The organism is Anaerocolumna sp. MB42-C2, assembly GCF_030913705.1.
Lineage (GTDB): Bacteria > Bacillota > Clostridia > Lachnospirales > Lachnospiraceae > Anaerocolumna.
In genome coordinates this window covers 209,654-235,951 of record NZ_CP133190.1, presented here as the reverse complement: position 1 = coordinate 235,951, position 26,298 = coordinate 209,654, and the positions used below count along the sequence as shown (strand labels likewise).

The 26,298-nt window shown below is 34.8% G+C and carries 18 protein-coding genes and 1 other annotated feature; of the genes, 3 read left to right on the top strand and 15 right to left on the bottom strand.

Annotated features, from left to right (window positions below):
* Nucleotides 1-182: 182 nt before the first annotated feature.
* The 8 genes from pheT to RBU59_RS01045 all read right to left on the bottom strand — a co-directional run bounded on the left by pheT (nt 183) and on the right by RBU59_RS01045 (nt 12,002).
* Nucleotides 183-2,567 (bottom strand): phenylalanine--tRNA ligase subunit beta, encoded by a 2,385-nt coding sequence (pheT, locus tag RBU59_RS01080; protein WP_308146038.1) that lies wholly within the window; start codon nt 2,565-2,567, stop codon nt 183-185.
* Between the two features lie 12 nt (nt 2,568-2,579).
* Nucleotides 2,580-3,623, bottom strand: coding sequence for a phenylalanine--tRNA ligase subunit alpha (pheS, locus tag RBU59_RS01075; protein WP_308146037.1), 1,044 nt, complete (start codon nt 3,621-3,623; stop codon nt 2,580-2,582).
* Nucleotides 3,624-3,712: 89 nt separating this feature from the next.
* Nucleotides 3,713-4,001, bottom strand: a binding site (T-box leader).
* Nucleotides 4,002-4,303: 302 nt separating this feature from the next.
* The gene (locus RBU59_RS01070; protein WP_308146036.1) at nt 4,304-6,505 is read right to left on the bottom strand and encodes an ASKHA domain-containing protein; all 2,202 of its coding nucleotides are present in this window, start codon (nt 6,503-6,505) and stop codon (nt 4,304-4,306) included.
* 233 nt (nt 6,506-6,738) lie between these two features.
* Nucleotides 6,739-8,007 carry a D-alanyl-D-alanine carboxypeptidase family protein gene (locus tag RBU59_RS01065; protein ID WP_308146035.1) on the bottom strand — a complete coding sequence of 423 codons (1,269 nt, stop codon included), beginning with the start codon at nt 8,005-8,007 and terminating at the stop codon, nt 6,739-6,741.
* A 113-nt stretch (nt 8,008-8,120) separates the two neighbouring features.
* Nucleotides 8,121-9,251 carry a GGDEF domain-containing protein gene (locus RBU59_RS01060; RefSeq protein WP_308146034.1) on the bottom strand — a complete coding sequence of 377 codons (1,131 nt, stop codon included), beginning with the start codon at nt 9,249-9,251 and terminating at the stop codon, nt 8,121-8,123.
* A 159-nt stretch (nt 9,252-9,410) separates the two neighbouring features.
* Complete coding sequence (locus tag RBU59_RS01055) at nt 9,411-10,445, bottom strand: asparaginase (protein ID WP_308146033.1); 1,035 nt, start codon at nt 10,443-10,445, stop codon at nt 9,411-9,413.
* A gap of 151 nt (nt 10,446-10,596) precedes the next feature.
* A complete protein-coding gene (locus RBU59_RS01050; RefSeq protein ID WP_308146032.1) occupies nt 10,597-11,370 on the bottom strand; it encodes an ABC transporter permease in 774 nt (257 codons plus the stop codon).
* Nucleotides 11,367-12,002 carry an ABC transporter ATP-binding protein gene (locus RBU59_RS01045; RefSeq protein WP_308146031.1) on the bottom strand — a complete coding sequence of 212 codons (636 nt, stop codon included), beginning with the start codon at nt 12,000-12,002 and terminating at the stop codon, nt 11,367-11,369. Before RBU59_RS01045 ends, RBU59_RS01050 begins: the two co-directional genes overlap by 4 nt.
* Nucleotides 12,003-12,353: 351 nt before the next feature.
* Here RBU59_RS01045 and vanG point away from each other — a divergent pair, with 351 nt between their 5' ends.
* From vanG to vanT, 3 genes are all read left to right on the top strand, one after another.
* A complete protein-coding gene (vanG, locus tag RBU59_RS01040) occupies nt 12,354-13,403 on the top strand; it encodes a D-alanine--D-serine ligase VanG (RefSeq protein ID WP_308146030.1) in 1,050 nt (349 codons plus the stop codon).
* Between the two features lie 56 nt (nt 13,404-13,459).
* Nucleotides 13,460-14,227, top strand: a complete 768-nt coding sequence (locus RBU59_RS01035) for a D-alanyl-D-alanine carboxypeptidase family protein (protein WP_308146029.1) — start codon at nt 13,460-13,462, stop codon at nt 14,225-14,227.
* Nucleotides 14,228-14,306: 79 nt separating this feature from the next.
* Nucleotides 14,307-16,514 (top strand): serine racemase VanT catalytic subunit, encoded by a 2,208-nt coding sequence (gene vanT / locus RBU59_RS01030; protein ID WP_308146028.1) that lies wholly within the window; start codon nt 14,307-14,309, stop codon nt 16,512-16,514.
* A 67-nt stretch (nt 16,515-16,581) separates the two neighbouring features.
* Here the strand turns inward: vanT and RBU59_RS01025 are convergent, their stop codons facing one another.
* The 7 genes from RBU59_RS01025 to RBU59_RS00995 form a co-directional block, all read right to left on the bottom strand.
* A complete protein-coding gene (locus tag RBU59_RS01025; RefSeq protein WP_308146027.1) occupies nt 16,582-20,895 on the bottom strand; it encodes a 2-hydroxyacyl-CoA dehydratase in 4,314 nt (1,437 codons plus the stop codon).
* A 188-nt stretch (nt 20,896-21,083) separates the two neighbouring features.
* Nucleotides 21,084-21,902, bottom strand: coding sequence for a DNA-3-methyladenine glycosylase family protein (locus RBU59_RS01020; protein ID WP_308146026.1), 819 nt, complete (start codon nt 21,900-21,902; stop codon nt 21,084-21,086).
* Nucleotides 21,903-22,312: 410 nt separating this feature from the next.
* The gene (locus tag RBU59_RS01015; RefSeq protein ID WP_308146025.1) at nt 22,313-22,906 is read right to left on the bottom strand and encodes an AAA family ATPase; all 594 of its coding nucleotides are present in this window, start codon (nt 22,904-22,906) and stop codon (nt 22,313-22,315) included.
* A 141-nt stretch (nt 22,907-23,047) separates the two neighbouring features.
* The gene (locus RBU59_RS01010; RefSeq protein WP_308146024.1) at nt 23,048-23,209 is read right to left on the bottom strand and encodes a DUF1328 domain-containing protein; all 162 of its coding nucleotides are present in this window, start codon (nt 23,207-23,209) and stop codon (nt 23,048-23,050) included.
* A gap of 143 nt (nt 23,210-23,352) precedes the next feature.
* Nucleotides 23,353-23,646 carry a DegV family protein gene (locus tag RBU59_RS01005; RefSeq protein WP_308146023.1) on the bottom strand — a complete coding sequence of 98 codons (294 nt, stop codon included), beginning with the start codon at nt 23,644-23,646 and terminating at the stop codon, nt 23,353-23,355.
* A 28-nt stretch (nt 23,647-23,674) separates the two neighbouring features.
* Nucleotides 23,675-23,764, bottom strand: coding sequence for a DegV family protein (locus tag RBU59_RS01000; protein WP_308146022.1), 90 nt, complete (start codon nt 23,762-23,764; stop codon nt 23,675-23,677).
* Between the two features lie 242 nt (nt 23,765-24,006).
* Entirely contained in the window at nt 24,007-26,265 is a 2,259-nt protein-coding gene (locus tag RBU59_RS00995; protein ID WP_308146021.1) for a GerAB/ArcD/ProY family transporter, read from the bottom strand.
* Nucleotides 26,266-26,298: the final 33 nt, after the last annotated feature.

Here is a 26,298-nt window from a genome sequence, read left to right as displayed (position 1 = left end):
AATCTTGTGATATATAATAGTTTGAGAGTAAGCTCTCTTTTACGGGTTCATTATACTGTCCTATTTTGATTGCTTATACCGAAAGGGTCTTACTCTTACTACTGTTTCTATACGGTTATAGGAACTCTGGCGAGTCCTATAACCGTATGGTACAAAGAAAATGCCAATTATTATGTTGTTTCTTATCTTAGTTGTATCCCTTTTTCTTTTAATATTGTAAGAAGGACGTCTGTCATTTCATTTATTTCTTTGCTTTCCAGGGTTCTCTCATCGGAACCGAATTCAAACCTGACAGTCATACTCTTCTTGCCCTTTAATAAGGTATCATCTTCGTATACATCAATAACACCGTATGCTTTCAGGTACTCACATTGAAAGGCAGCTATATCCCTTTGTATTTCTTCATATCGCATTTCTTTATCGACCAAAAAGCTATAGTCAATATAAATACCCGGATATTTGGATAATTCTCTATAGATAATAGTTCCCTTTTCCACTGCAGTGAAGTTATCCATATCGATCTCTGCAAAAGCTATATTTAGCTTTTTATCTATTTTATCTCTTACTTTTGGATGAATACAGGAGAAATATCCAACAGCAGTTCCATTAATTGTAATCACTGCCAAGTTGACTGGATGGACATAATTACAGTTCTTACTGATATCAGTATTGTGGTAGTTTGGCTGGCAGTTCTTGATGGAACAGGTTATACTCTCAATTACTTCTTTCATCTTAAAACAGGTCTGCTTCTCCGTCATTTCCCTGCTTGCAATTACAATACCAAGTTTCTTTCTCTCCCTGCACAATCCATCCTCTTTAAAACCTTCTGCAACCCGTCCGATTTCAAATATACTCATTTCCGGTATAAGTACAGTATTCCTGCTTACGATATTTAACAGAGAAGGGATCAAGGTTGCCCTAACGGTATCATTTTCAGCTGTTACAGAGTTGATGACACGGACATTAGGAAGTGTTTCAATTCCCAACTCCTTATTAAGCTTTGAATCATACCAGATATAGGTGTGTACTTCATTCATACAGAACCTGTCTGCCAGAAGCTGTTTAATTCTGTATTCATCTTCACGGGCGCTGCTGTGACGGACGGGTGACAGCAGGGATTTATTAGATTTGATCTTAATGTTATCATATCCGTAAATTCTGGTTATTTCCTCTATAATATCTGCTTTTATGGTAACGTCTTTCGTGGCTCTATAGGAAGGAACGGCTACGGAGAAATTTCTTCCGTTATGATTTACTCCAAATCCAAGAGCAGTAAGCGTTTTAATAATGAAATCCGTACTGATATCAATACCTGTATATCTATCTACAAATGCTTTATCAAAGTCAATGGTTATGCTGTTATATTTTCTTACGTATACGTCGGTAAGAGAAGAGGTAATCTGAACCTCTTCATCTGCTTCAGTTAATAATTTTAAGAACCGCTCTACAGCCGGTACCGTCATTTCCGGATCCATTGTTTTTTCATATCTTGCACTGGCATCCGTCCGTATACCAAGCCTTGCTGCTGATTTTCTGACAGAAACACTGTCAAAATTGGCCGACTCCAGAAGCAGACTGGTCGTATTTTCATTGATTCGGGAGCGTTCACCTCCCATAATACCGGCAACGGCGGCAGGTTTACCATCTGCAGAACAGATCATTAAGATATCCTTATCAATGATTCGGCTCACTTCATCCAAAGTCATGAATTTAAAGGGGTTATCAAAGGTTTTCACCCGGATATCCTTTATAATGCTGTGATCAAAGGCATGCATCGGCTGTCCCAGTTCCAGCATAATATAATTGGTAAGGTCGGTTAACAAATCGATGGGCCTCATTCCGCAATAGGTAAGTCTAATCTTTATAACTGTGGGTGAAAACTTCCTTGATATATGACTGGCGGTAATCGTTGAATACCGATAAGTCTTTTTAGTATCTTCAACCGTAACTGATACCCTGGGAAGACCTGCATACTGCTTAGTGTCATGTAACTCCAAAGGCCTTAACGGACGCCCGTTCAGACAGGCTATTTCTCTTGCAATCCCGTAATGTCCCCATAAATCCGGCCTGTTGGTAAGTGATTTGTTATCCACTTCAAATACAACATCCTCAAGCTCCATAAACTCCTTGATATCAGTGCCCGGAGCGTGGGACTTACTAAGAACCATCAAAGTTGAATTATCATCACTGACACCGATTTCCTTTTCCGAGCAGCACATGCCGCAGCTTCTTTCTCCGGCTAGTATAACCTCTTTAATTAACAGATCACCTACCTGACCGCCGATTTTGGCAAAAGGAACATACATGCCAGCTGTAACGCCCGGAGCACCGCATACACAGTCCACAATTTCATCCCCTGTATTTACCTTTAACAGATGCAGTTTGTTTGCACCAGGATGCTCTTTTACCGAGAGTATCTCGCCCACCACGACATTTTTTATATTTTTACCCATTTCATATACGTCTTCCACCTCTGCTGTTGACAGTGTAAATCTATTTATCAGCTCTTTCAAATCTATTCCTGATAGATCCGTAAATTCCGAAATCCAATTCATTGAAATCAACATAAACTCTACCTCCTATCTATCCCCAAACTGTCTTAATATTCTAAGGTTACCGCTGTTGAATATACGGATATCCTTAATTTCATATTTCATCATTGCCAGCCTTGTCAGTCCAAGTCCAAAAGCAAAACCGGTATAATGTTCTGGATCGATTCCTCCCATCCGAAGGACATTGGGATGTATCATTCCGCAGGGGAGAAGCTCTAGCCAGCCCGAATGCTTACAGGTCGGACAACCTTTTCCTCCGCATATGAGGCAGTTAATGTCAAGCTCAAAACCCGGTTCCACAAAGGGAAAGTATCCTGGCCGCAATCTTACTTTAACCTCCTTTTTAAATACTTCCGAAAGCAGCAATTTCATGAAGTAGATAAGATTGGCGATTGATATATCTTCTCCGATCATCATTCCTTCCATCTGGAAAAAAGTATTTTCATGACAGGCGTCTATATTCTCATTTCTAAAACACCTTCCCGGTAAGAGCACCTTAAGGGTATCCCCCTTTTTTGGTGCACCGTATTTTCTCATGATATAATTCTGGGCAGCTGAGGTCTGTGTCCTAAGAAGCTGGCCGTTTTCCAGATAATAGGTATCCTGCATATCTCTGGCCGGATGGTTCTTTGGAGTATTGACAGCCTCAAAATTATCAAATTCTGTCTGTATTTCCAATCCGTCTTCAATGATAAAACCCATGGTTTTGAAGATTTCTTCCACCTGTCTTTGTACAATCGTAATGGGATGGAGAGTACCTTCTGTTACTGGAGAAATTATGGAAAAATCATATTTTTCCGTATTTTTTAAGGCTTCCTCCAAATCTTTTTCTTCAAACATCTTATTATATTCATCCACGGTTCTTTCAATATTATTTTTAAAGACGTTTAGTTCCCTGCCAATTTCTTTCTTATTATCAGTGTTTAGTTTTTTCATCTCATTAAAGATTTCCGTAACAAAGCCTTTTTTACCCAGATAATTTACTCTGATTCTCTCTACTTCTTCTTTTTTCGTTACTGCCTTCATTTCCTCCTGAAAATTAAACTTAAGCAGTTTGATTTTCTCTTTCATAAAAATACCTCCATTTCGTAATAATTGTTTTCAGGAACGAATTTTAAGCCAGTTAATTTACAACGCAAAAAATCCGTCCCTGTTAAAATAACAGGGACGGATTTATCTCTATATCCGCGGTACCACCCAGTTTCCCATGACTGAATATAATACTGATTATTACGCTTCTTCTGCAAATAATCTTGTATTACTAAGACATGAACACTTTTCTATGCATAACGTGCAACATACGTCATATCCTACTCTGCCACAGCATTTAAGACATGAAGCTCCAGCGTGAAAATTCAATGCTTATCTTAACTTAAGGAAGCTTTCAGCCGGTGACTTCCTCTCTCTGATAGAATATAAACATCTACTAAACGCCTTCAAAGCTTTTATTAGTGAATAGCTTTAACTTAGCATATTGTCGGTTAACTGTCAATATCTTACTTAAAAAATTTAAGTTATATTATTATGAAATCATTTTTGCTTCTAAATTAACAAATATAGATAATTTAAAATGTTTATGGTTATTAAATCTCAGATATAATATTACTAATTTTTTTAGCAATGATATATTCAATTCTGATTTTCCTATAACCTGCTCACTTATCCCGAAAGGGTATTCTGTATTTAACTCCATATTATCTTTTACCCGAGTGAGGCAGCGCCCAAAATAATTATTTTAACACCCTGTTGTGTTATTCGTCTTCCCCAAAAAACATATGTTTCATATATAAATCATTAAAAGCTATGTCATTTGCCAGATTAATCTCAGAAGATATTTTTACAATATGCAAAAGGGCATCCTTGGAATTTTCTTCCGTTAAGTACTTGGCAGCTCCTCCTAAGGAACTGTTTCCCACAGCTTCAATTTTGCCTCTGAATTCTTCCGGCAGAAGACCTATTGCGATAGCTTTTTCATGGTCCATTTTAAAACCAAATCCACCTGCCAAATATACCTTGTCAATTTGATCATAATTTACTCCATAACGCAAAATCAAAGTTTCTACCCCAGCCCTTATTGCGGATTTGGCCAACTGTAACTCACGGATATCCTTCTGGGTAAACATAATACTTTCCCCTGCCGGTGTCTTCGCTAGCAAAAACCCTTCTTCAAAATAATCTTCTGCCATTAGCCCTGTCTCATCAATTATTTTAGCCTTTCTTAGTTCAGCAGCGGCTTCAATCACACCGGTTCCGCAGATGCCAATAGGCTCCTTATCCCCAATGGTTCGTATCCTTACCTGATTTGCAGTCAAATCCACATTACAAACAGCCCCCTGAATACTTCCGGTTCCCCAGGTAATGTTACCACCCTCAAATGCCGGCCCGGCCGCTGTGGAAGTAGCAAGGATTTTTTCACGGTTGCCGATTCCCATCTCTCCGTTGGTACCTAGATCAATCAGAAGATTAATACGATCCGTTTCATGGAATCCGCAGAAATAGAAACCCGATACGATATCAGCACCGATATAAGTAGAAATACCGGGTAACAGGGTAACATTGCAATTCATTCCATAGGAATCTCCAAATACCTCACAAAAAGATCGTCTTATCAGGCCAATATCCACCGGAGTAAAGGGATATATACCAAGATTACTGCAGTCGTAACCCAATAACAAATGACCCATAGTGGTATTGCCGGCTATAGCAATTTCACTAATCTTATTTTTATCTAAATGATTGCGATTTAAAAGCTGTTTAATTCCCGTTAATAAATCCTTGCAAATACTTAGTCTGAGTTCGCTTCTTTTCCCGTTTATTGAAGCTTGCATTCTGGAAATAACGTCTGCTCCATAGGCACGCTGCAGATTGACTGCAGTATAGGTGTCTATTAAGTGTATACCTCTGTTTCCGATTAAAGATATTGCTATCGTGGTTGTCCCTATGTCGATTGCAATGGAATAATCTTCTTCATATTTGTATACATTCTTTTCTGTATTTTCTTTAAAACCTGATAATACCTCAAAATCCGATTCATCTTTTTGTATAACCAGGACTTTGCAGGCGTCCTTTGGGTATGCCTGACAAGTCAATCTCCATCCTGATTTCAATTCCTCATTCGAAAAATATGCTTCATCAGCAAGAGTTATGTTTAACTCTCCATCCAGTAATTTAACTCTACATTTTCCACAGGTACCATTGCCTCCACATACGGCACTAAGGTAGATTCCACTATGGATCATCGCTTCCAGCAGGGTTTCTTTTTCTTTGCATTCGATTTCCTGTTCTCCTTTATCCGTAACCGCCGTAACAATAACGGGTAAAACATTTCTTACATTACAATTCACATTATCACACTCCCTGCAGTCATGATCCAAGCGGAACATATGTTCATTTTTTGTAAGAGCGTAAACCTGGCAGTTTGTTTTAACCGGATCAAACATATATGCTGAAGTAATAGAAATACCAAGATTTTTTGCCGCGTTTGTTTCCATATAAGCTATCTGCTGCGCTTCCATGGGAATGTTAACAGGTGCTTCATAACGATGGCTGACTCCAAATTTACGTTTTCTGCATTCTTCTTTTATCCAGGTTTTTAATTCTTCTTCCATCCCAAATAAACAAGTATCTGCTATGGCATCCACTAACATAGCTTTCAAGTACTCATCTTCAGCGAAGTATTGGCTGGTTAACTCTCCGATTTCCTCTCCAACCGTTGCAATAGAATACAATACCGGACTTTCCTTAGGCAGTACCATGGCATAGTCCTCTTTCACCTCTGTAAAACAGATCACGGCTTTGGGGCGGATTCTGTTAAGAACGAAAGGTTTCAACCGTTCATATTCTTCAAGAACTTCCTCATAGATCGGATTATCTTCATAACATTGGATTAACTGCAATACATTTTTCGGTTCTATCTCTATATGAAATTCTTTCTTAAATAAAATGTCTTCCATTTAAACTCCTTAAGTCTAAAGTATATTAGTAGAATTGTCTCACAAAAGACATGCGAGGCATTAGAAGAATAGTAAAACCCGGCTATTCTTCAGAATTTATGCCCATAAAACACCTTTTCCAATTAATTATATCATATATCCGGTATAATAAATAGAAATAATACTTAGTATCTGGATATTGGTCATCTATTAGTTACTGTTCAACGCCTTTTTATAATTATACGATTTATGTATTAATGCATTAACCAGGTATTCCATAATTTTTTGATACAAAAGCTAAAATCTATCTTATCCACATCCTCTTTCGTTAATATAGGAATCTCTTTAACAAATTCTTTTCCTACATAATATTTTGCAAAACCTACAGGGGTATCCGCTTTCACGGGAGCTTTAATAATCGATGGAATTTTATAAATTATATTTACTTTTTCAGTATCACTCATTAATAAAGTAATATCTCCATCATAATAAAGATTAACATGATCTTGCTTACCATCTTCTACATAAACAGGGTCAAATACTTTATCTGCTTTAAATATTTGTTTTAATTCAAAATTATTACTGCCAAAGTCCATTAATTCTGTTGTATCAGCCCATTTATAACTCTTATGTGGCGGCCAGCCGCAGGCTAATACTGTTGATACAAAAGTTTTGTTATCCTTTTTTACTGCTCCAACAAAACAATAACCGGCCTTACCCGTAAAACCTGTTTTAACACCAATGGCGCCATCATACATATACAGAAATCTGTCTTTGTTGCTGACAGAGAAAGTTCTTCCGTTTTTTAACTCCTTAAATTCCCAGGCGGAGGTATTGGTGATTTTAATGAATTCCTTGTTTTTTATGGCGTAACTGGCAATTTTAGCAAGCTCTACTGCTGTAGTATAATGTCCGTCAGCATCTAATCCATTGGGTGTAACAAAATGAGTATGTTCACATCCCAATTCTTTCGCCTTTTTATCCATCATCTTTGCGAACCCTTCTACAGAACCGCCTACATGTTCCGCTATAGCTACGGCCACGTCATTATGTGACTCAAGCATTAGAGAATATAAAAGATCACTTAATTTGAACTGCTCACCCTCCCTGATATTTAACTGTACATCCGGCATTGTGGATGCATATTTTGATACGGTAACGACATCGTCTAATTTAGAGTTTTCCAAGGCTACAATACACGTCATTATTTTGGTAGTGCTTGCCATCGGCATTTTCTTATATCCGTTTTTTTCATATAAAACACGCCCGGTATCAGCATCCATCAAGGCCGCTGATTGGGCGTATAATTTAATACTTTCGTTATTTGCTGAATCTGCGGACTCCATTATTTTTTTTTCGAGCTGTTCTAATTCCTGATTGGTTTCGGCTACGGATGATTTATCCGTATTGGTCTGATTCATATTTTCTGTTTGAAGTTTGTCTGTAATACCCTCAAAATATGTAATTCCCATAAAATACAGAACGATTATAGATATAATAATACCAAAAATTTTCCTCTTCAATTTATTAACTTCCCACAAATATACTTAATTAAAGTTTATTGAAAATCCGTAATAATATGCTTATAAATTAGCTTATTTCTAATCTATTAAAATTACTATTCCAGCTCTTACCATTATAAATGATTATTTTCCTTATCCAGATACATTAATTGATCTATATAATTTAGAAATTCGTATGCCGTCATATTTGATTCCATATCATAAAAATCTGCTCCAAAACTTATATTAAGTTGGTAGGGTACTAACTTTTTATCGTTAAATTTATCAATACTTTCAATCAGCCGGTCCATATGTTGATAAAGTTCAGCCTTTTCTTTTACTTCTAAAATAACAATAAATTCATCGCCGCCATATCTGGACAGAAAAGCATTTTTCTGAAATGTCTTTTTTAGAATATTAGCTATATATTTTAAAGCATCGTCTCCGGCAGAATGTCCGTATTGGTCATTAATCTTTTTAAAATAATTCAGATCTATCATAATTCCGGCCAATAAACCTTTTCGGTTATTTTTATCAATTCTTTCTTTCATATACTTATCCAACTGTCTGCGGTTATATAAATCCGTCAGGTAATCTTTATATACCAGATCATTCTGAATATTAATAAATACAATCAGGATAGATACTGTCATACAAATCCAGATAACAGATATACCATAATAAGCAAATTGTATTAATCCTCCAATAATTGGCGGAAATGCAAAAATCAGAATCGGTAAAAATTTTTCATTTTTCATTTTTTTTTGACTGTAAATAAGAGAAATTAATGTATACATTAAGTAAACATAACAGATTAAAGCCATTAATATGAAATAAATTCCCCTATGATAACGGTTATTTGCATCTATGTAGAATAAGCTTCGGTTATAATTACTTAAGATTGCTAAAATTGCAAAGATAATAATCGGAACAAATAGAATTTTAATTAATTTTCTATTTCTATTATCATCCTGATGAATCAGATAATCAGCGTAAATTGACCATACCATACATATCAACGGATTTAATATGTAATATATCGTTGTAACAACAGATAATGCAATATAATTAATATAACCCGGTTTTTCATCAAGAATCCACATAAATGTATCAAATATGAGGATCAAAGCATTACAGAATAATAAAGCCAGAAATAGTTTCTGCTCATTAAAATAAGTGTCCGTTTGATGGTGGACATTAATAAATATAAGCAATAAAATAACAAAAGCGAATATATTAAGCTCTGTATACAAGATGCTTTCCATAATGTCTCCTAAATAAAATTCTATCCATTTATATTATATTACACATAACACCTATAACAATACAAATTAACAGGTATGCGAAAAAAATAATAACATAAATTACCAAAAAGGACAAGAAATATATTCCACAATTTAATATTTTTAAGATAACTGACTTAGTTATTTAATTTTAGTATTTAATTCCCCGCATAAATTAGTCTGTAATATTTTAATTATTTCTTCATAGGTCTCTGTCAGACTCAATACCCAGATAAGTTTTGTATAAATCGCTTCTGTAGTCATATCATATGCGGAAATCATACCAATTTTATTTGCCTTAATACCAACCTCATAAGTATCCAGATTTACTCCGTCATAAACACATTGAGTAGCCATAATAACAGGTATTTTGCTTTTAATCAAAACCTCCAGTTTATTCATCAATTCTGTATTGGCAACCGGCATACCGCCAAGACCATACCCCTCTATTATCAACCCCTGATAATTCTCATTCCGGATATAATCAATTATGCCCTCATCAATACCCGGCGTCATCTTAAGCAGATAAATTTTTGGTATCATTGTCACAGTCTTTTTATGAATAGATAATATATTAAATCCGCATTCATTTTTTTTAATTTTCATAAAATCAGAAGTTATAAACAGTGTTCTGTCCTTTATTACACCTACGTATGGATAGTTACAGCTAATATAGGCATCCATATTTATGGAACTGCGTTTGTAAGCTCTGGTTCCATTTATGATTTTATCAAAAAAGACAACAAAGACACCGGTTAATCTTTCATCTCCCGCAGTAATAATTGCATCAATTAAATTATTAACACCATCACTGTTATCATATACAATAGGTAATTGTGAACCGGTCAGTACAATGGATTTATTTATCCCAAGGAACAGATAAGATAACATTGCAGCACTATAAGACATCGTATCGGTACCGTGTAATATTACGATACCGTCGTATTGGTTGATATGTTTCCTTATGGAATCTTCTACCACATACCAGTCACTCGGAATTATGTTACTGCTGTCTTTATTAAAAATAGGTTCGATTGTAATATCATAGTCACCTGCCAAGCTATAGATTTTTTCATATAATATATGAATAATAGTTTCATTATCAGGTTTTAAACCATCCATAGTCTGTAAACTGGCAATAGTCCCACCGGTTGTAAGAACCAATATTTTCTTCAAAATGATTCCTCCGCTTTGCTATGCATATAAGTAATTGTTCTTCCTATTATATGCCCTGAAATATTAATTTGCAATGTTAATTCCGTACATTACACATAAGAGTTTTGCTAATCAAAACAACTATTTTATACCTCACTTCCTAGAAAATAGATTAAAAAATAAATTGATTCCTCTTGTTGTATAATGTCTTATACCCAAAATTCAAGGAACAGAATACCGTTAAGCAGACTGCGGTGCAAATAGCTATCATAATAGCTATCTGATACATAATGGCAGTTGTGGGCAAAGTACCGGATAAGATCTGGCCGGTCATCATCCCCGGTAAGGATACGATTCCCATCCCAAGCATATTATTTAAGGTCGGTAAAAGTGCTGTTTCTAAAGCATTATTGACATAGGGCAATAATATTTTTTTAGGTGTGACACCTAAGTTTAATAAAGTATCAATTTTAATTCTTTGTTTTTCTATATTCTCTGTAAATGTTTTTAATCCTAATGTCATACCAGTCATTGCGTTACCGATAATCATTCCGGCCAGAGGTATGGTATATTGGGGATTAAAAATATTTTCTCCTACTACTGCCATTACAAAAAAAGCTAGTACGATAATACCGGCTAAACCCATAGATAAAGCTACTGCTATTTTAAAATTTTTATTAATATTTTTATTTTTCATTAACACTCTTCGGATTGAATACCCAATCATCATAATAATATAAAAGATAACAAAGGCCGGGTGAGGATTCCCAAAGATATAAGTTAATATTAATCCAGCCAAAACAAGTTGTACCGTCATACGTAAACTCGCCAGAAGCAATAATTTCGTCTGATTTATTTTTGATTTTTTCATGATAAAAAGTACAATTAATAACAATAAATAAACCAGACTAAATTGCAGTATATTTAATTCCACGATTTCCTTCATGCCTTTACCCTCTTTTCTATTGTAATTATTTTATCTGCAAAAGAATTGGTCAAATCCTCATCGTGACTGACAATAATACCGGTAATCTTATTATCTTTACAGAACGCAAGTACATTATGTATTACATTAAAACTGTTATATTTATCTAAAGCGGAGGTGGGTTCATCCAACATAATTACTTTCGGTAAAAATGATAAAAAGATGGCCGTATATACTCTTTGTTTTTCCCCACCCGACATGGTAAGGCAGTCTTTATCCAACGAAAAATCGATACAGCAAATATCTAAAAATTCTTTCATCTTCTGCTCTGACGGAGCAGTTTTTCCCCTATATTCATAGAATTTACAAAAATTTTCTTTAATACTTTCATCAAAGAGATATAAAGACTGGCTTATTAATAATATTTCCTTTCGTAAGTTAATAGTATCCACTGTTATTATATCCTTACCCTGATAATATATAGAACCTCCGCTTGGTGACAAGGTTCCGTTAAATAACCGAAGCAGAGTGGATTTGCCGGTACCGCTTTTGCCTACAATGAAGTTTACTTCATTTTCATAGATTTGAATATCCTGATAAAATATCATGTTCTGAAAGCTTAATGATTTTGTTTCTAGAATAATATTGCCCATATTCGCCTCCGATTTCCTGCTTTCTTTTCTTATAGCTCTATTATTTATTAATTTACTTTATACCTTTTTCTTTGGTTTTAAATAAATTATAACATTTACCTATTTATGTGTCAAAGTTAGTATAACCTGCCATATATTGAATTTATTTACTTATGTTAATAATTGAAAAGAATATACTAAGGCTTTCATAAGTATTTCTTAATACTTTATAAGAGTAACTTAAAAAACACTCCCATTTTATCTGGTATAATCAAATCTGAACTTTTGAATAATAAGATTACAGATATATTATTCTATAAGAATAGGAAAATGAATTTATAATTTACTCCTATAACAGAAAAGAGGTTAAAAATGGAAAAGATAAAAATAGCAGTTTTATTTGGTGGTTGTTCTACCGAATACGATGTCTCCCTGCAGTCGGCTTATGCGGTTATTACTCATATGAATACAGAATTATATGATGTTGTTATGCTGGGAATTACCAGAGAGGGCAATTGGTTTCGTTATCTGGGAGATACCTCAAAATTATTAGATAATACGTGGTTTATGGATCTATCCTGTTCTCCTGCGTTCATATCTCCGAACAGATCAGACCATGGTGTAATAGAATTCAAAGAAGATGAAATTGTTATCACACAATTAGACGCAGCCTTTCCGGTGCTTCATGGTAAAAACGGGGAAGACGGTACGGTACAGGGGCTGATTGAGCTTGCCGGTATCCCGCTGGTTGGTTGTGATACCTTAAGCTCGGCTCTTTGTATGGATAAGGATTACGCTCACAAAATAGTGTCTTTGGCAGGAATCAAAACGCCGGTTTCCGTAGTTATTCGGAAAGGAATACCAACAACCCAACTACAAAAGCTGACAAAACATTTAAATTATCCTTTATTTATAAAACCTGTTAAGTCCGGTTCTTCATTCGGTATTACCAAAATTGAAGATGAGGAAGCTTTAGTGGAAGCAGTCCATACAGCTTTTTTACATGATACAAAAGTTGTAATTGAAGAAAATATTAACGGCTTTGAAGTAGGTTGTGCTGTATTAGGCACAGAGGAATTGATTATAGGAGAAGTGGATGAAATAGAATTATCCCACGGATTCTTTGATTATACGGAAAAGTATACGTTAAAAACCTCCCGTATCCATATGCCTGCAAGAATTTCCGAAGAAACAGCAAAACGTATTAAAGAAACCGCTCTTCGGATTTATAGAGAATTAGGATGTTGTGGTTTTGCTAGAGTTGATATGTTCTTAACACCGGAGAACGCCATTGTTTTTAATGAAGTTAATACCATTCCGGGATTTACATCTCATAGCAGGTATCCCAATATGTTAAAAGGTGCAGGCCTTGATTTTGAAACCATACTGGACAAACTAATACGATTGGCGATTAAAAAATAATTAGAAAAGGGAGGGTGTAACATATCTGCCGGCAGATATGTTATGCGAGGTGTAAAATGAGAACTTTAAATTTGGATACGCTTAGCATATACAGAGGTAATCTGATCCTTGTCAACAAAGAACATCCAATTACGCGAAGGGAAAATAAATATTCAGCCTCCCTGGTTTCTGTCAATTCCAGTTATCCTGAAATATTATTAGATTATATTGCGGCAAAAGAATTATCACAAATCATAAATCTCTTAAATGCGAATTATGAAATATTGCCTGTAAGCGGTTATCGGACTCTATCCGAACAAAAACAGATCTATTCGAATTCCATCAATGAAAATGGGGCTGAATTTACAGAAAAATATGTAGCTCTTCCCAATAGGAGTGAACACCAGACAGGCTTGGCTATTGATCTGGCAGAAAATAATGGTGAATATGATTTTATAAGACCTCACTTTCCATATTCCGGTATATGTCTGCAGTTTCGTAAAAAAGCAATACATTATGGATTTATTGAACGTTACCCAAAAGGGAAAGAAGAAATTACAGGAATTTATCATGAACCCTGGCATTTTAGATATGTAGGTTACCCTCATTCAGAAATCATGAGTATGAAAAATCTGACTTTGGAGGAATATATAGAATATATCAGAATGTTTCCCTATAAAGGGAAACATTTAAAATTCTTTAATTATGAATACACGTATGAAATTTTTTATTGCAGTCTAACATTCATACAACAGAATCCATTAACCTTACCCACCAACACACCATATCAGATTTCGGGCAATAACATAGATGGATTTATTATTACATTAAGAAAGTCTAAATAAACTGCGAAAATAAACGAACTATTTTTATATTCAAAAGGCATGGATATTAGGTTATATAAAAAAACAGAAAGGAATCCATATGAATCCTATCAATCCCACTCGTGTAGGGCAGACAAATTTAATAAAAGAAAATTATGATGGTTTAGATTATTTTAGGATGATTGCAGCATTCCTAATTGTGGCTATACATACCTCCCCTCTTACATCACTTAATACAACTGCTGATTTTGTATTCACCCGGATAATTGCACGGGTTGCAGTTCCTTTCTTTTTTATGGTTACCGGATTTTTTATTTTATCAGGACTATTAAAAGAAAGTTCCTATATAAGAGGCGAAAAAGATATCATAAACCCTGACAGGTCTCCTTTAAAGAAATACCTGAATAAAACTACAGTTCTCTATGGAATTGCCATGTTACTCTACATCCCGGTTAATCTTTACAACGGATATTTCAAACAAAATAATATGTTTTTAAGGTTAGTGAAAGATATCCTTTTTAATGGTACCATGTATCATCTATGGTACTTACCGGCTGTTATTTTAGGTGTAATATTAGTATATTTTCTAATAAAAATAAGTAAGGGTACAAGTAGTATGCTGCTATTGATCAGCATACTACTCTATCTTATCGGCTTATTAGGCGACAGTTATTACGGAATAACTTCATCAATTCCCGTATTAAAGGATTTTTATGATTTATTATTCCAATTATTTGATTATACCAGAAATGGAATTTTTTATGCTCCTATATTTTTGGTTATGGGTGCCTGCATTGCCTGCTCTTTGAAACCTCTGTCTTTAGGAAAGTGTATTACCGGTTTAACCGCCTCCTCCGTGCCGTTTTTTATAGAGGGATTGTTATTACATGCCAATAATTTGCAGCGCCATGACAGCATGTATTTGTTTTTACTTCCCTGTATGTATTTTCTATTTCAGTTACTTTTACACTTTAAAGGGAATCACTATAAAAACTTTCGTACTATTTCCATGATTGTGTATATTATACATCCTTTCTCCATCATACTGGTCAGAGGTTTTGCAAAAGTCTTGAGTTTAGAACGTTTTCTGGTATATAACAGTCTTCTCCATTACCTGGTTGTTAGTCTTCTGTCCTTAACATTCGGATATTTATATATATATGCAACCCGTTATATTAAGCAGGGCAATCCGGATATTAAAGGAAGAGCATGGATTGAAATAAATTTAAACCATTTAAGACATAATGTAAGAGAATTCCAATCCATCTTACCTAAAAATTGTATTCTAATGGCAGTAGTAAAGGCCAATGCATACGGTCATGGGGATGTGGAGATTTCAAAAGGGCTTAATAAAATTGGGGTCTCTTCCTTTGCAGTTGCTACCCTGTCAGAGGGCGTAGACCTTAGAAAAAGAGGAATAAAAGGGGAAATATTAATATTTGGTTATACTCATCCGCAGGATTTTAAGCTCCTGGTAAAATACCGCTTAATACAAACCGTGGTTGATTTGGAATATGCCCAGATTTTAAATCATTATGGCAGTAAACTTAAGGTTCATATTAAGATTGACACCGGTATGCACCGTTTAGGTGAAAACTACACTAATCTCTCCAATCTGGAAGCTATCTTTAAGTTAAAAAATCTGATTATATTAGGGACTTATACTCATCTAAGCGTATCAGACAGTTTATCAAAAGAAGACACTGCTTTTACGAAATCCCAGATAGAGCATTTTTATAGAACAATACAAACACTTGTTAATTCCGGTTATAATCCCGGTAAACTTCATATTCAGAGCAGTTACGGTGTTTTAAACTATCCGGAACTTTCCTGTGATTACGCCCGAATCGGAATTGCACTTTATGGGGTATTAAGTTCAGCTTATGATAAGACCAGAGTATCTATTAATTTAAAACCGGTATTATCAGTGAAAGCCAGAATTGTTATGATCAAAACCATTGAAAAAGGGGATGCTGTCAGTTATGGACGAACCTTTACCGCCTCTAAGGAGAGAATAATCGCTACAGTGACAATAGGTTATGCTGACGGAATTCCAAGAAATTTAGAGAATGGATATATCCTTGTAAAAGGATCTATGGCGCCGATCATTGGAAGAATATGTATGGATCAATTGATGATAGATATTACAGATATACCGGGTGTTGTACCGGATGAAATTGTCACTGTGATTGGCATAAACGGAACAAATCAGATAAAAGCCGAAGAAATAGCCACAAATTCCCATACGATTACCAATGAATTATTAACCAGACTTGGTAACCGCCTTAAACGCATCTATGTCAGCTGAATTTTTGCAACAACCCCTGACCTTATGAACCATCTGGCTAGAGGTTGTTACATAATTTGAAATACCTTTATATATTTTTTAAAGCGACGGATAACATTAATTTAATCCTGTTCAATTGATTAACATGGGATATACCCGGATCATAGTCAATTGGCATAATATTGGCCATTGGATATTTTTCTTTTAACGGTTTAAACATTCCTCTTCCGGTTATATGATTGGGCAGGCAGGCCAGAGGTTGTACACATAAGATATTGTTGATTCCGCTTTCTATACATTCAATCATTTCAGCAGTTATAAGCCAGCCCTCACCTGTCTGATTACCAAGGGATAATACCGAGGAAGCCATATTCGCTAATTTATGAATTGGCGTAGGAGGAGAAAATCGTTTACTCTTTTCCAATTCTACTTTCATAACTTTTCGATAGCGGTCCAGATATACCATGCTGAATTCACAGGCATTTTTCTTTATCCTTTTTCCGCCCAGATATTTAAACTTAAATTCTGAATTAAATAAGCAATAAAGTAAGAAATCCAGCAGATCCGGGAGAACCACTTCCGCGCCGCCCTCTTCTAAAGAGGAAATTATTCCGTTGTTTGCCATGGGATGGTATTTGGCCAATATCTCTCCTACAATAGCAACCTTGGGCTTTTTAATGTCCGTTACTTCCAATTGATCAAATTCTCTTACTATATTTTTAATATTATGGTCAAATTCTCTCTTGTTACCGTTTCTGATATTATCTTTAACCAATTCGTTCCATTTACGGTATAAAGCTTCAGAGGAGCCGGGATGCACCTCATAAGGCCTTGAACCATACAGGACTCTCATAAATAAATCTCCATAGATTAAAGCCATAATGCATTTATTGATAAAACGAATTGACAATTTAAATCCCGGTTGTTCACCCAGCCCCACTGCATTTAAAGAAATTATAGGTATATTTTCAAAACCGGCCTGTTTTAAACCTAATTTTAAGAAAGCCATATAATTCGTTGCCCTGCAGCCGCCGCCGGTTTGGGATATAATGACAGAAGTATTTTCTACATCATATTTTCCTGATTTTAAGGCATGTACAATTTGTCCGATAATCAGGATTGCGGGGTAACAGGCATCATTATTTACATATTTAAGTCCTTCATCTACTGCCGCCTGATCGATACCAGGTAAAATTTCAAATTGATAATCGCTTGATCTTGCAGCCTCTTTAATCAAATCAAAATGAACCGGAGAAAGCTGCGGGACTAAAATAGTATGAACTTTTCTCTTCTCCTTGGTAAAAATAGGTGTAGCGTAATTCATATCTTCTATCGCGGGCTGATATACCCTTTTATCCCGTTCTTCGATTGCTGCCTTTAAAGAACGGATTCTTATCTTTGCTGCTCCCAGATTATTGCCCTCGTCTATTTTTAACATAGTATAGATTTTACCACCCGATGCCAGTATTTCTGCTATTTGATCCGAGGTAACCGAATCCAGACCGCAACCAAAAGAATTCAATTGTATCAGTTCCAAATTCGGTTCCTCTGCCACTTTAGCGGCTGCCCGGTATAACCTTGAGTTATAAGTCCATTGATCCACAACACGTAATTTATTTTTCAAAGGAGTTAAATGGGATATGCTGTCTTCTGTTAAAACTGCCATACCAAAAGAATTAATCAGTCCAGGAATGCCGTGATGTACTTCGGGATCGATATGGTAAGGTTTTCCACAAAGGACTATCCCTTTTTTATGGTTCTTTTTCAGAAATTCAATTACTTCTTCCCCTTTTTTCTGTATATCAAGCTTATAGGATTCCAGTACCGTTCTTGCAGCGTTAACTGCTTTTTTTACTTCCGAAAGAGGTATAGCATAATCGGATAATACTTCCGTCATTCTTTGCGCAAGAATTTTATCATCATTCATTGATAGAAACGGAGCGATAAATTTAATTTGATGCAATTCATCAATATTGTTTTTTATTACTTCGGAATAAGAAATAACAATCGGGCAGTTATAATGGTTATCTACATCCTCATATTCTTTCTTTTCAAATACAATAGAGGGATAAAATATAGTATGAATATCCCGTTCTATTAAATCAAAAATATGACCGTGACTAAGTTTTGCCGGATAACAGACAGATTCCGATGGTATGGTACCAAGGCCTTTTTCATACATTATTTTATTGGATGGTGACGATAATTCAACACGGAATTCCAATTTGGTAAAAAGTGTAAACCAAAATGGATAATTATCATACATATTTAGAGTTCTTGGTATTCCGATTATCCCTCTTTTTGCCTTGGAAAGACTTAAAGGTTTATAAGCAAAGGTCTTTTGATATTTATATTCATAAAGGTTTGGCATCTTAACAGAACCGGCTGCCTTAACCGCATCAGTACCCAATCCTCTTTCACATCGGTTTCCTGATACAAAGGATTCTCCGTTTGAGAACCTATTAACGGTTAAAAGACAATGGTTTCCGCATTTTTCACATCGTTTAAACGTAGCAATGGTTTCAAAACCGGATAATTGCCAGCGTGAGAGTAAAGCGGAATCAGCTATACTTTGACTAATAAAAATCTGATTACCGGAAGCTATTACACCCTTTTGGACCAGTTCTTCTGATTCCTCTATAAATCTTTCTTTCGCTATTAACGCAGCACCGAAGGCACCCATTAAACCTGCGATATCCGGTCTTACTACTTCCCTGCCAGATATCATTTCAAAACATCTTAATACGGCATCATTATAGAAAGTACCTCCCTGTACGATCATTTTTTTACCCATATCTTTTTCATCCCGTATTTTAATAACCTTAAATAAGACATTTTTTATAACCGAGTATGATAATCCGGCTGATAAATCCGAAATCGCTGCTCCTTCTTTTTGGGCTTGTTTTACTTTTGAATTCATAAAAACCGTGCACTTGGTACCTAAATCTACCGGCGATTTTGCAAATAATGCTGCTTTTGCAAATTGCTCCACCGACATATTCAAAGATGCGGCAAACCCCTCCAGGAAAGAACCGCATCCGGATGAACAGGCTTCATTTAGCAGTATGCTGTCTATGGTATTGTTTTTTATCCTAAGACATTTCATGTCCTGTCCGCCGATATCCAGGATAAAATCAACTCCCGGCAAAAAATATTCAGCGGCTTTATAATGAGCAATGGTTTCTATTTCTCCATAATCAATATGAAGTGCGGCTTTCATCAGCCCCTCTCCATAGCCGGTAACTGTACTTCTGGTAATTCTGATTCCTTTTGGTAATCTATTATATAGGTCGTTTAGTATCCATATTACTTTTTTAATTGGCTCCCCTTCATTACTGCCGTAATAGCTGTACAAAAGTTCACCGTTTTCACTGATTAATGCTGCTTTTGTCGTAGTCGATCCTGCATCAACACCCAGAAAGGTGTTTCCCTGATACTCGGACAATACGGCTCTTTTTATTGTAGCATGGTTATGTCTTTCCTTAAAAATCTGATACTCCTCTTCCGTTTTAAATAATGGCGGAAGGTTACGTACATCATTATCCTTAATATTTGTTATACCGTGGACTTTCTCTATTATTAATTTTAAACTGACTTCATCCGTTTGCTGAGTATCAGTTATTTTTTTTTCTCCTGATAAAAGTGCAGCACCAATAGCCGGGTAAAGAATTCCATTCTCCGGAATAATCGCATCCTGCTGTGCTAGATTGAGGCTTACTATAAACCGTTCTCTAAGCTCAGGAAGAAAATATAAAGGACCGCCTAAAAATGCAACTTTACCGCGTATCGGTTTACCGCAAGCCAGACCTCCGATGGTCTGATTGACTACTGCCTGAAAAATTGAGACAGCAATGTCTTCTTTACCGGCACCGTCATTTAAAAGCGGTTGAATATCCGTTTTTGCAAATACCCCGCATCTGGAAGCTATAGGATAAATAACCTTATGTTTTTTAGCATATTCATTGAGTCCGGCAGCATCTGTATTAAGTAAAACAGCCATCTGGTCAATAAATGCGCCGGTTCCTCCGGCACAGCTATTATTCATTCGTTGTTCCAACCCATTTTTTAAGTAAGTAATTTTTGCATCTTCTCCGCCAAGTTCAATAACCACATCGACCTCTGGAATTAGACTTTTTACAGTTTTGGTACAGGATACCACTTCCTGTTCAAAAGGGATTTTTAACCATTCAGAGACAGACAAACCACCTGATCCGGTTATACTAATGGTGCATTTTATGTCTCCCAGTTCTTTATAGCAGGTATTTATAATACTGATAATCGTACTTTTTATATCGGACAGGTGCCGTTTGTAATCACTGTAGATTAAACGGTTGTCTTCATCCAGGACCGCTATTTTCACAGTCGTAGAACCAATATCTAATCCTATTTTATATTTACTCATTCTATATAAATCTCCTATACATAAAACATAATTTTAAACTGAAACAAGCTATGCTCATTTTCAAGTTACTCACAGAGGAATTACCTTTAATTACCAGGTTGTTCTCTTATTCTACTTATTTATTATGTACAGGAAATTTTGAATCATTCAGAAAGATAATGAATTCTTAAAGAACGACAAAGAAAAAATCACTTTTTATTTCTTATGTAATAAAACATGTATTGTTGAACGATTCCGGCAAAACCGTTATATGGTTCTAAGTTAAACTGATCATTATAGATATCTTTCAATATTCTGGCAATCCATACATCAATAGGGAAAGCTTCAATATGATGTAAGCCGTAGAGAGCTACACAGTTTGCTACTTTTATTCCTACACCGGATAAGGTTTGTAATTGTTTTAATGTTTCCTCAAAGCTTAACTGTCTTAAAGCTTTAAGGTCAATATCACCTTTTAAAACTGATTGAGAAGTTTTTAAAATATAACGATCACGATAACCCAAACCGGTTATCTTTAAATCCTGGGCTGATGCATTTGCTAAACTTTCCGGCGAAGGGAAAGTATAGTATTCTTTACCTCCACACTCTCTGCTTATCTTTCGCTTACCATACTTCACACAAAGTATTTCGATACAGTTTTTAATAGCCGGAATATTTTTTCGCTGGGAAATAATGAAACTGATTAACGTCTCATAAATATCCTGTTTTAATATTCTAAGCCCGTTTCCAAACTTTGCGGCATTTTTTAAAAAATCATCCTGGCCTTCTGATAAACCTGTAACGATTTGTTCATAATTAAAATCCAAATCAAAATAATGTTTCCAGATCTGATTATAATCCTCCTCGCTGCAGGAAAGCTCGATACAATTATCTTTAACCTGTGTTAATTCAATGTATTTATCATATGCAATCAGACTATACTTAGCATCTTCCACCGGATTCATACGAAAGCATTGTCCAGAATCTGCTATATGTTTTAAATTAAAATTATTTGAATAAATTAACAACGTAAACCCCTCTTTTCTTTTCTGTTTTCTATAGTAACTATGAAACAAACAATATAATTTTTTTATATATAAGAACGGCCTTTGACACTCAGTTTCTATCTTAATATATAGATATTATACAATTTAATTAATAGGTTGTCACTTAGGGAAATAAATCCGTATATGGAAGAGGGCAGATTGTTATTATTCACAGGTAACAAACGCGACGTGTTTTATGTGAGTGTATTGTCAATAAAACCGGAGAATTGCAGCGTAGGAACGCTACCTCCTCGTTTTGTGTGCATTGCGAAGCATGTTATTGTTCACAACACTGCTGTTTTTGACAGGGGTGTGAACAATAACAGCAGATTGGACGGACTTACCGTTAACCAATCTGCCTATAAATTAATACTATATATTTATTGTTCGCTTTAGAATGGATCTTTTTCAAGAATACTTACGATATTTTTCAAAGACTCCGTAAATTCATCTTCAGAGGAATTTTTAAATATTAATAAATCATTTGAATTGTTTGGATTATCTAAAGCACTGGGTATATTGAAATTACAACCGGCGATATATTTGTCCCAATTCGCAAGCTTCCAGGAATCTCTATCAGAATTTCTTTCAATCATACGCTGCCTGCATACCTCTATTGTAGTTTCAACCCATATCACCGTCAAAATCGCATCTTTTTCTTTTAATTTATCTTTTAACTTATCAATATAAGCCGTATCCCGGATTTCTCTGGTAAATGGAGCATTAATCAGTACGGTATCATCGTAGTCCAAGGCTTCCAATGCCAAAGCAACAATTGCTTCATATTCATAATCACGGATATTTTCCTCAAAAAATTTTGAACTTCTGTTATATTCTTCACCTGCTACTTTAAAAATCTGTTTCGATAAGCAGATTAATGTGTCTTTATCCAGATAAACCACATGTTTCAGAGCTTTTGCCAACTGTTTTGATACATAAGTTTTACCGCAGGCAGGCGGAGATGTTACTAAAATTAATTTTTTCATCCATATTCCCTCCAGTATTTACTTTTTAACTTATTCTACTAAAGGATTATAGCATAATAAAAAAAATATTACCATAACCGGGCTGAACTCTTTAAAAATTTGACCAAGTAATGTTAATGCTAACACTCCTTTTCATGAAATTTAAAAAATCAGTTTGCCTAACAATAGGATTAATATAAATATAATTATAAAAATAAAAAATAATACTTTCGCTATGGTTTTCGAAGTCCTTGCAACACCAGTAAAACCAAATAAACCTGCGATAATGGAAATTACTAAAAATATAATAGCCCATTTTAACATAACTTCATGCTCCTTTGCCTTTTATATATTATTACAGATATTCTTGGCAAATCGCTTCATATTTATTAATCTTTAACTTACAAATAAAACGCCTAACGTTTTAGGACCGCAATGGCTGGATATTACTCCACCGGCTTTTGTTATTATAATCTCGATGAACAACGGCCGCCCCGGTAAAGATAAGTTAATGTGTCAACGATAAAACTCGTCTTTACCTTTTCCTGCATGGTATTTATTATATATTCTTCTATCTCTTCCGCAGAATGTCCATCTTCCGCCATCACCGCTGCTTTCATTACCTGTAAACCAATTCCTGTAGATAAATTTCCGAAGTTTATAATATGTACCTTTTTATAATTTAAAATCCCAGCAGCAAGGCGTACCACATTACAGGTTGATGACATATCTTCCGAGATTCCGATAAAAATAATATCCATCTTCTGCTCAATAAAAGGTTTTAGGATATCATAATGGAATAATGGTTATATTATATTTATGAAGAATCTCATCTGTTAAATCACAGGTACTGTCAGCAATAATTTTAATCTTTTTCATTAATCTCCCCTCCGTTTTAAATGCTTAATAATGATACGGAAATAACCCTGTATACTACAAAATTTATACGATAAAATAAATCATAACACTTTTATAAACACTGTCAAGTCAAAAAGTTATAGAATAAGGTGCCAGCATGCTGACACTTACGCGCAGGTAAATTAAAAAGCTGTTACAAATTCTTAAATAATTGATTCTGCCCGGAAGCAGAATATAATTTTATATTTTGTAACAGCTATATATTATTGTATTTTTAAATCCACATCAATGGTATATTGTAAATCCTTTATAAATTGATCCTCTTTATTTTCATAAGATAAATACAGATTTCTATCCTTATAGCTTGTCATACGATATAAGTTCATAAAATCTACATGAGCGCCTTTCGTAATTATCTCAATATTCTTTGCAATTTTTGTTTTTATTATGGTATTGCATCGGTTCTCTATTTCCTCAATTACATTAGCGTTGGCCTTATTACTGGTTTGTCCGGTATCTTTAAAGCCTTTTTCAATAATTCCTATACCCTCGATTTTAATGGTTAATTGAGGTTTATTGTTAACCTTGGTAAAATCCAGTGTCTTGGTAATATTATTAATTTTAACTACATACTTTGAAACTGCTTCACTGTTCTCTTCCTTTAAATCTTCTTCCGTATACTCTGAAAGGAAAATAACATTGTTTTTCCCATAACCATTTGCTATATCAATAAAGTCTGCTTCCTCTTTATTAACTTCATAAACTAACTGGTTATGATAGTACATACCAAGCCCGATCGTTTCCATGGTTTTTTTCCCGGCTTTTACGAGAGGGACACCAACTACAGGATTTTGTTCATTCATAGCATAAACCAAATCACCAATCGTAATAACTTCTTTTCCACTATTCTTTAAATTAATTCTATACAGACGGTCAAGGTAATCACCGATACCTCCCTCCAATTCCTTGTTTAAGGAAATAATATCTTTAGCCGTGGAATCAGAAGTAAAAACCAGGGTATTTCTACCCAGCTCATATTTATTTTCAACGTAGGTTAAAAACTGAGTAAGCTGTTTTTGATCTTCAGCTAATTTTTTTCCAATGATGATAGCCTTTAAATGACTGAAATCCAGTCGTTTATTATATTCCAAATTATATAATTCTTCGATTCCCCAATAATCAAACCCGTTTAACTGGAGTATTAACTTTTCAGGATTTTCGCTTCCCTGTTCTGTTAACGCTTTTAGATCCGGCAATACGTAATAAACTGTCAGTTCACCGGAATCGTTTAAATCTATTCCCATCGCCTGTATAAAATTACGATCTTCAATTTCTGTCATGTCACTGCATCCTGTTAATGAGGTTACTGATAATATAGTTGTCAGTAATAACAGGGTTTTAATAACAGGTTTTGTATTTTTTATTTTTCTTACTTTACCTATAAATACTATAAAAACAGGTAATAAAATTGACTGCGGCATACCTATAAATTTCATATAATATTCAAAATAATAGAAAAATTGTTCCGTTTCAATCGGTATTACTGAGGCCAAAAACAATAATATGATAAAAGGAATCAACAAATAATTTTGTTTTGGTATGTGAAAGATAAATTTAGTTATAAAACTAATATAGTAAAAGAAAGCACTTATTATGGTAAAAATGCTTAACATCCAAAAGCCAAGAATAATTGCATCCTGTCTCTGAATAAAACCTCCGGGTAATTTAATCACCTGAATCATATTAACCATAGACCATAATTTCTGTCCCGTTTCTCCTCTCCCCAAAATACCTAAAGTAACAACAAATAATAGTATATCCAATATTCCTACCACTACAATTGCATGGGTTACAAAATGCATTACAGACCCACGCTGACGTAGATCGGATTTCTTAAATTTAATCAATGGACCTGTAAACATAATTAATTCTAATATACTAAAGGTCAGAAATACGCTGTACCCGCCCCATAAAATATTGGCAGTTCCTTCTGTAAATAACGGCATTAGATTCGTAAACTTAATCTTATTAAGGCCTAAAACTAAAAAAATAAAAATAGGAACAATAACAATAAAATACAGGATTTCAGCAATTCTTGCCCTAACTTCAAAACCTTTTGATGCTGCATAAGCTGATACAATTAATAGAAGTAAAATGATAATTCTCGGACCCGTATCTTCCAATAAAGTTTCGTTTATCACTTCTCCGAATAATCGGGCAGCAAATATGCAACATACTGATAATTTCATAATGTAAAGAACTCCGATTATGAAAGTAAGGTAACTGCCTATACTTCTCTTGGAATAATCCAGATAATTACCGCCGGTGCACTTTGATAAGGATAAAAGAATCCAAGCATAAAAAATTGCAAAAAGAATAGCAAGTATTATGGCGATAAGTCCATCTTTACCGGAAGATGCTGTTGCTATACGCGGTACTATGATTCCTGATACACTGAATAAATCAAAAACCAATAACCGCTTTAATTGTCTTAAGGAGATTTTTTCATTGTCTGAAAACATATTGATCTATGCCTTTCTAAATAATCTGAAACG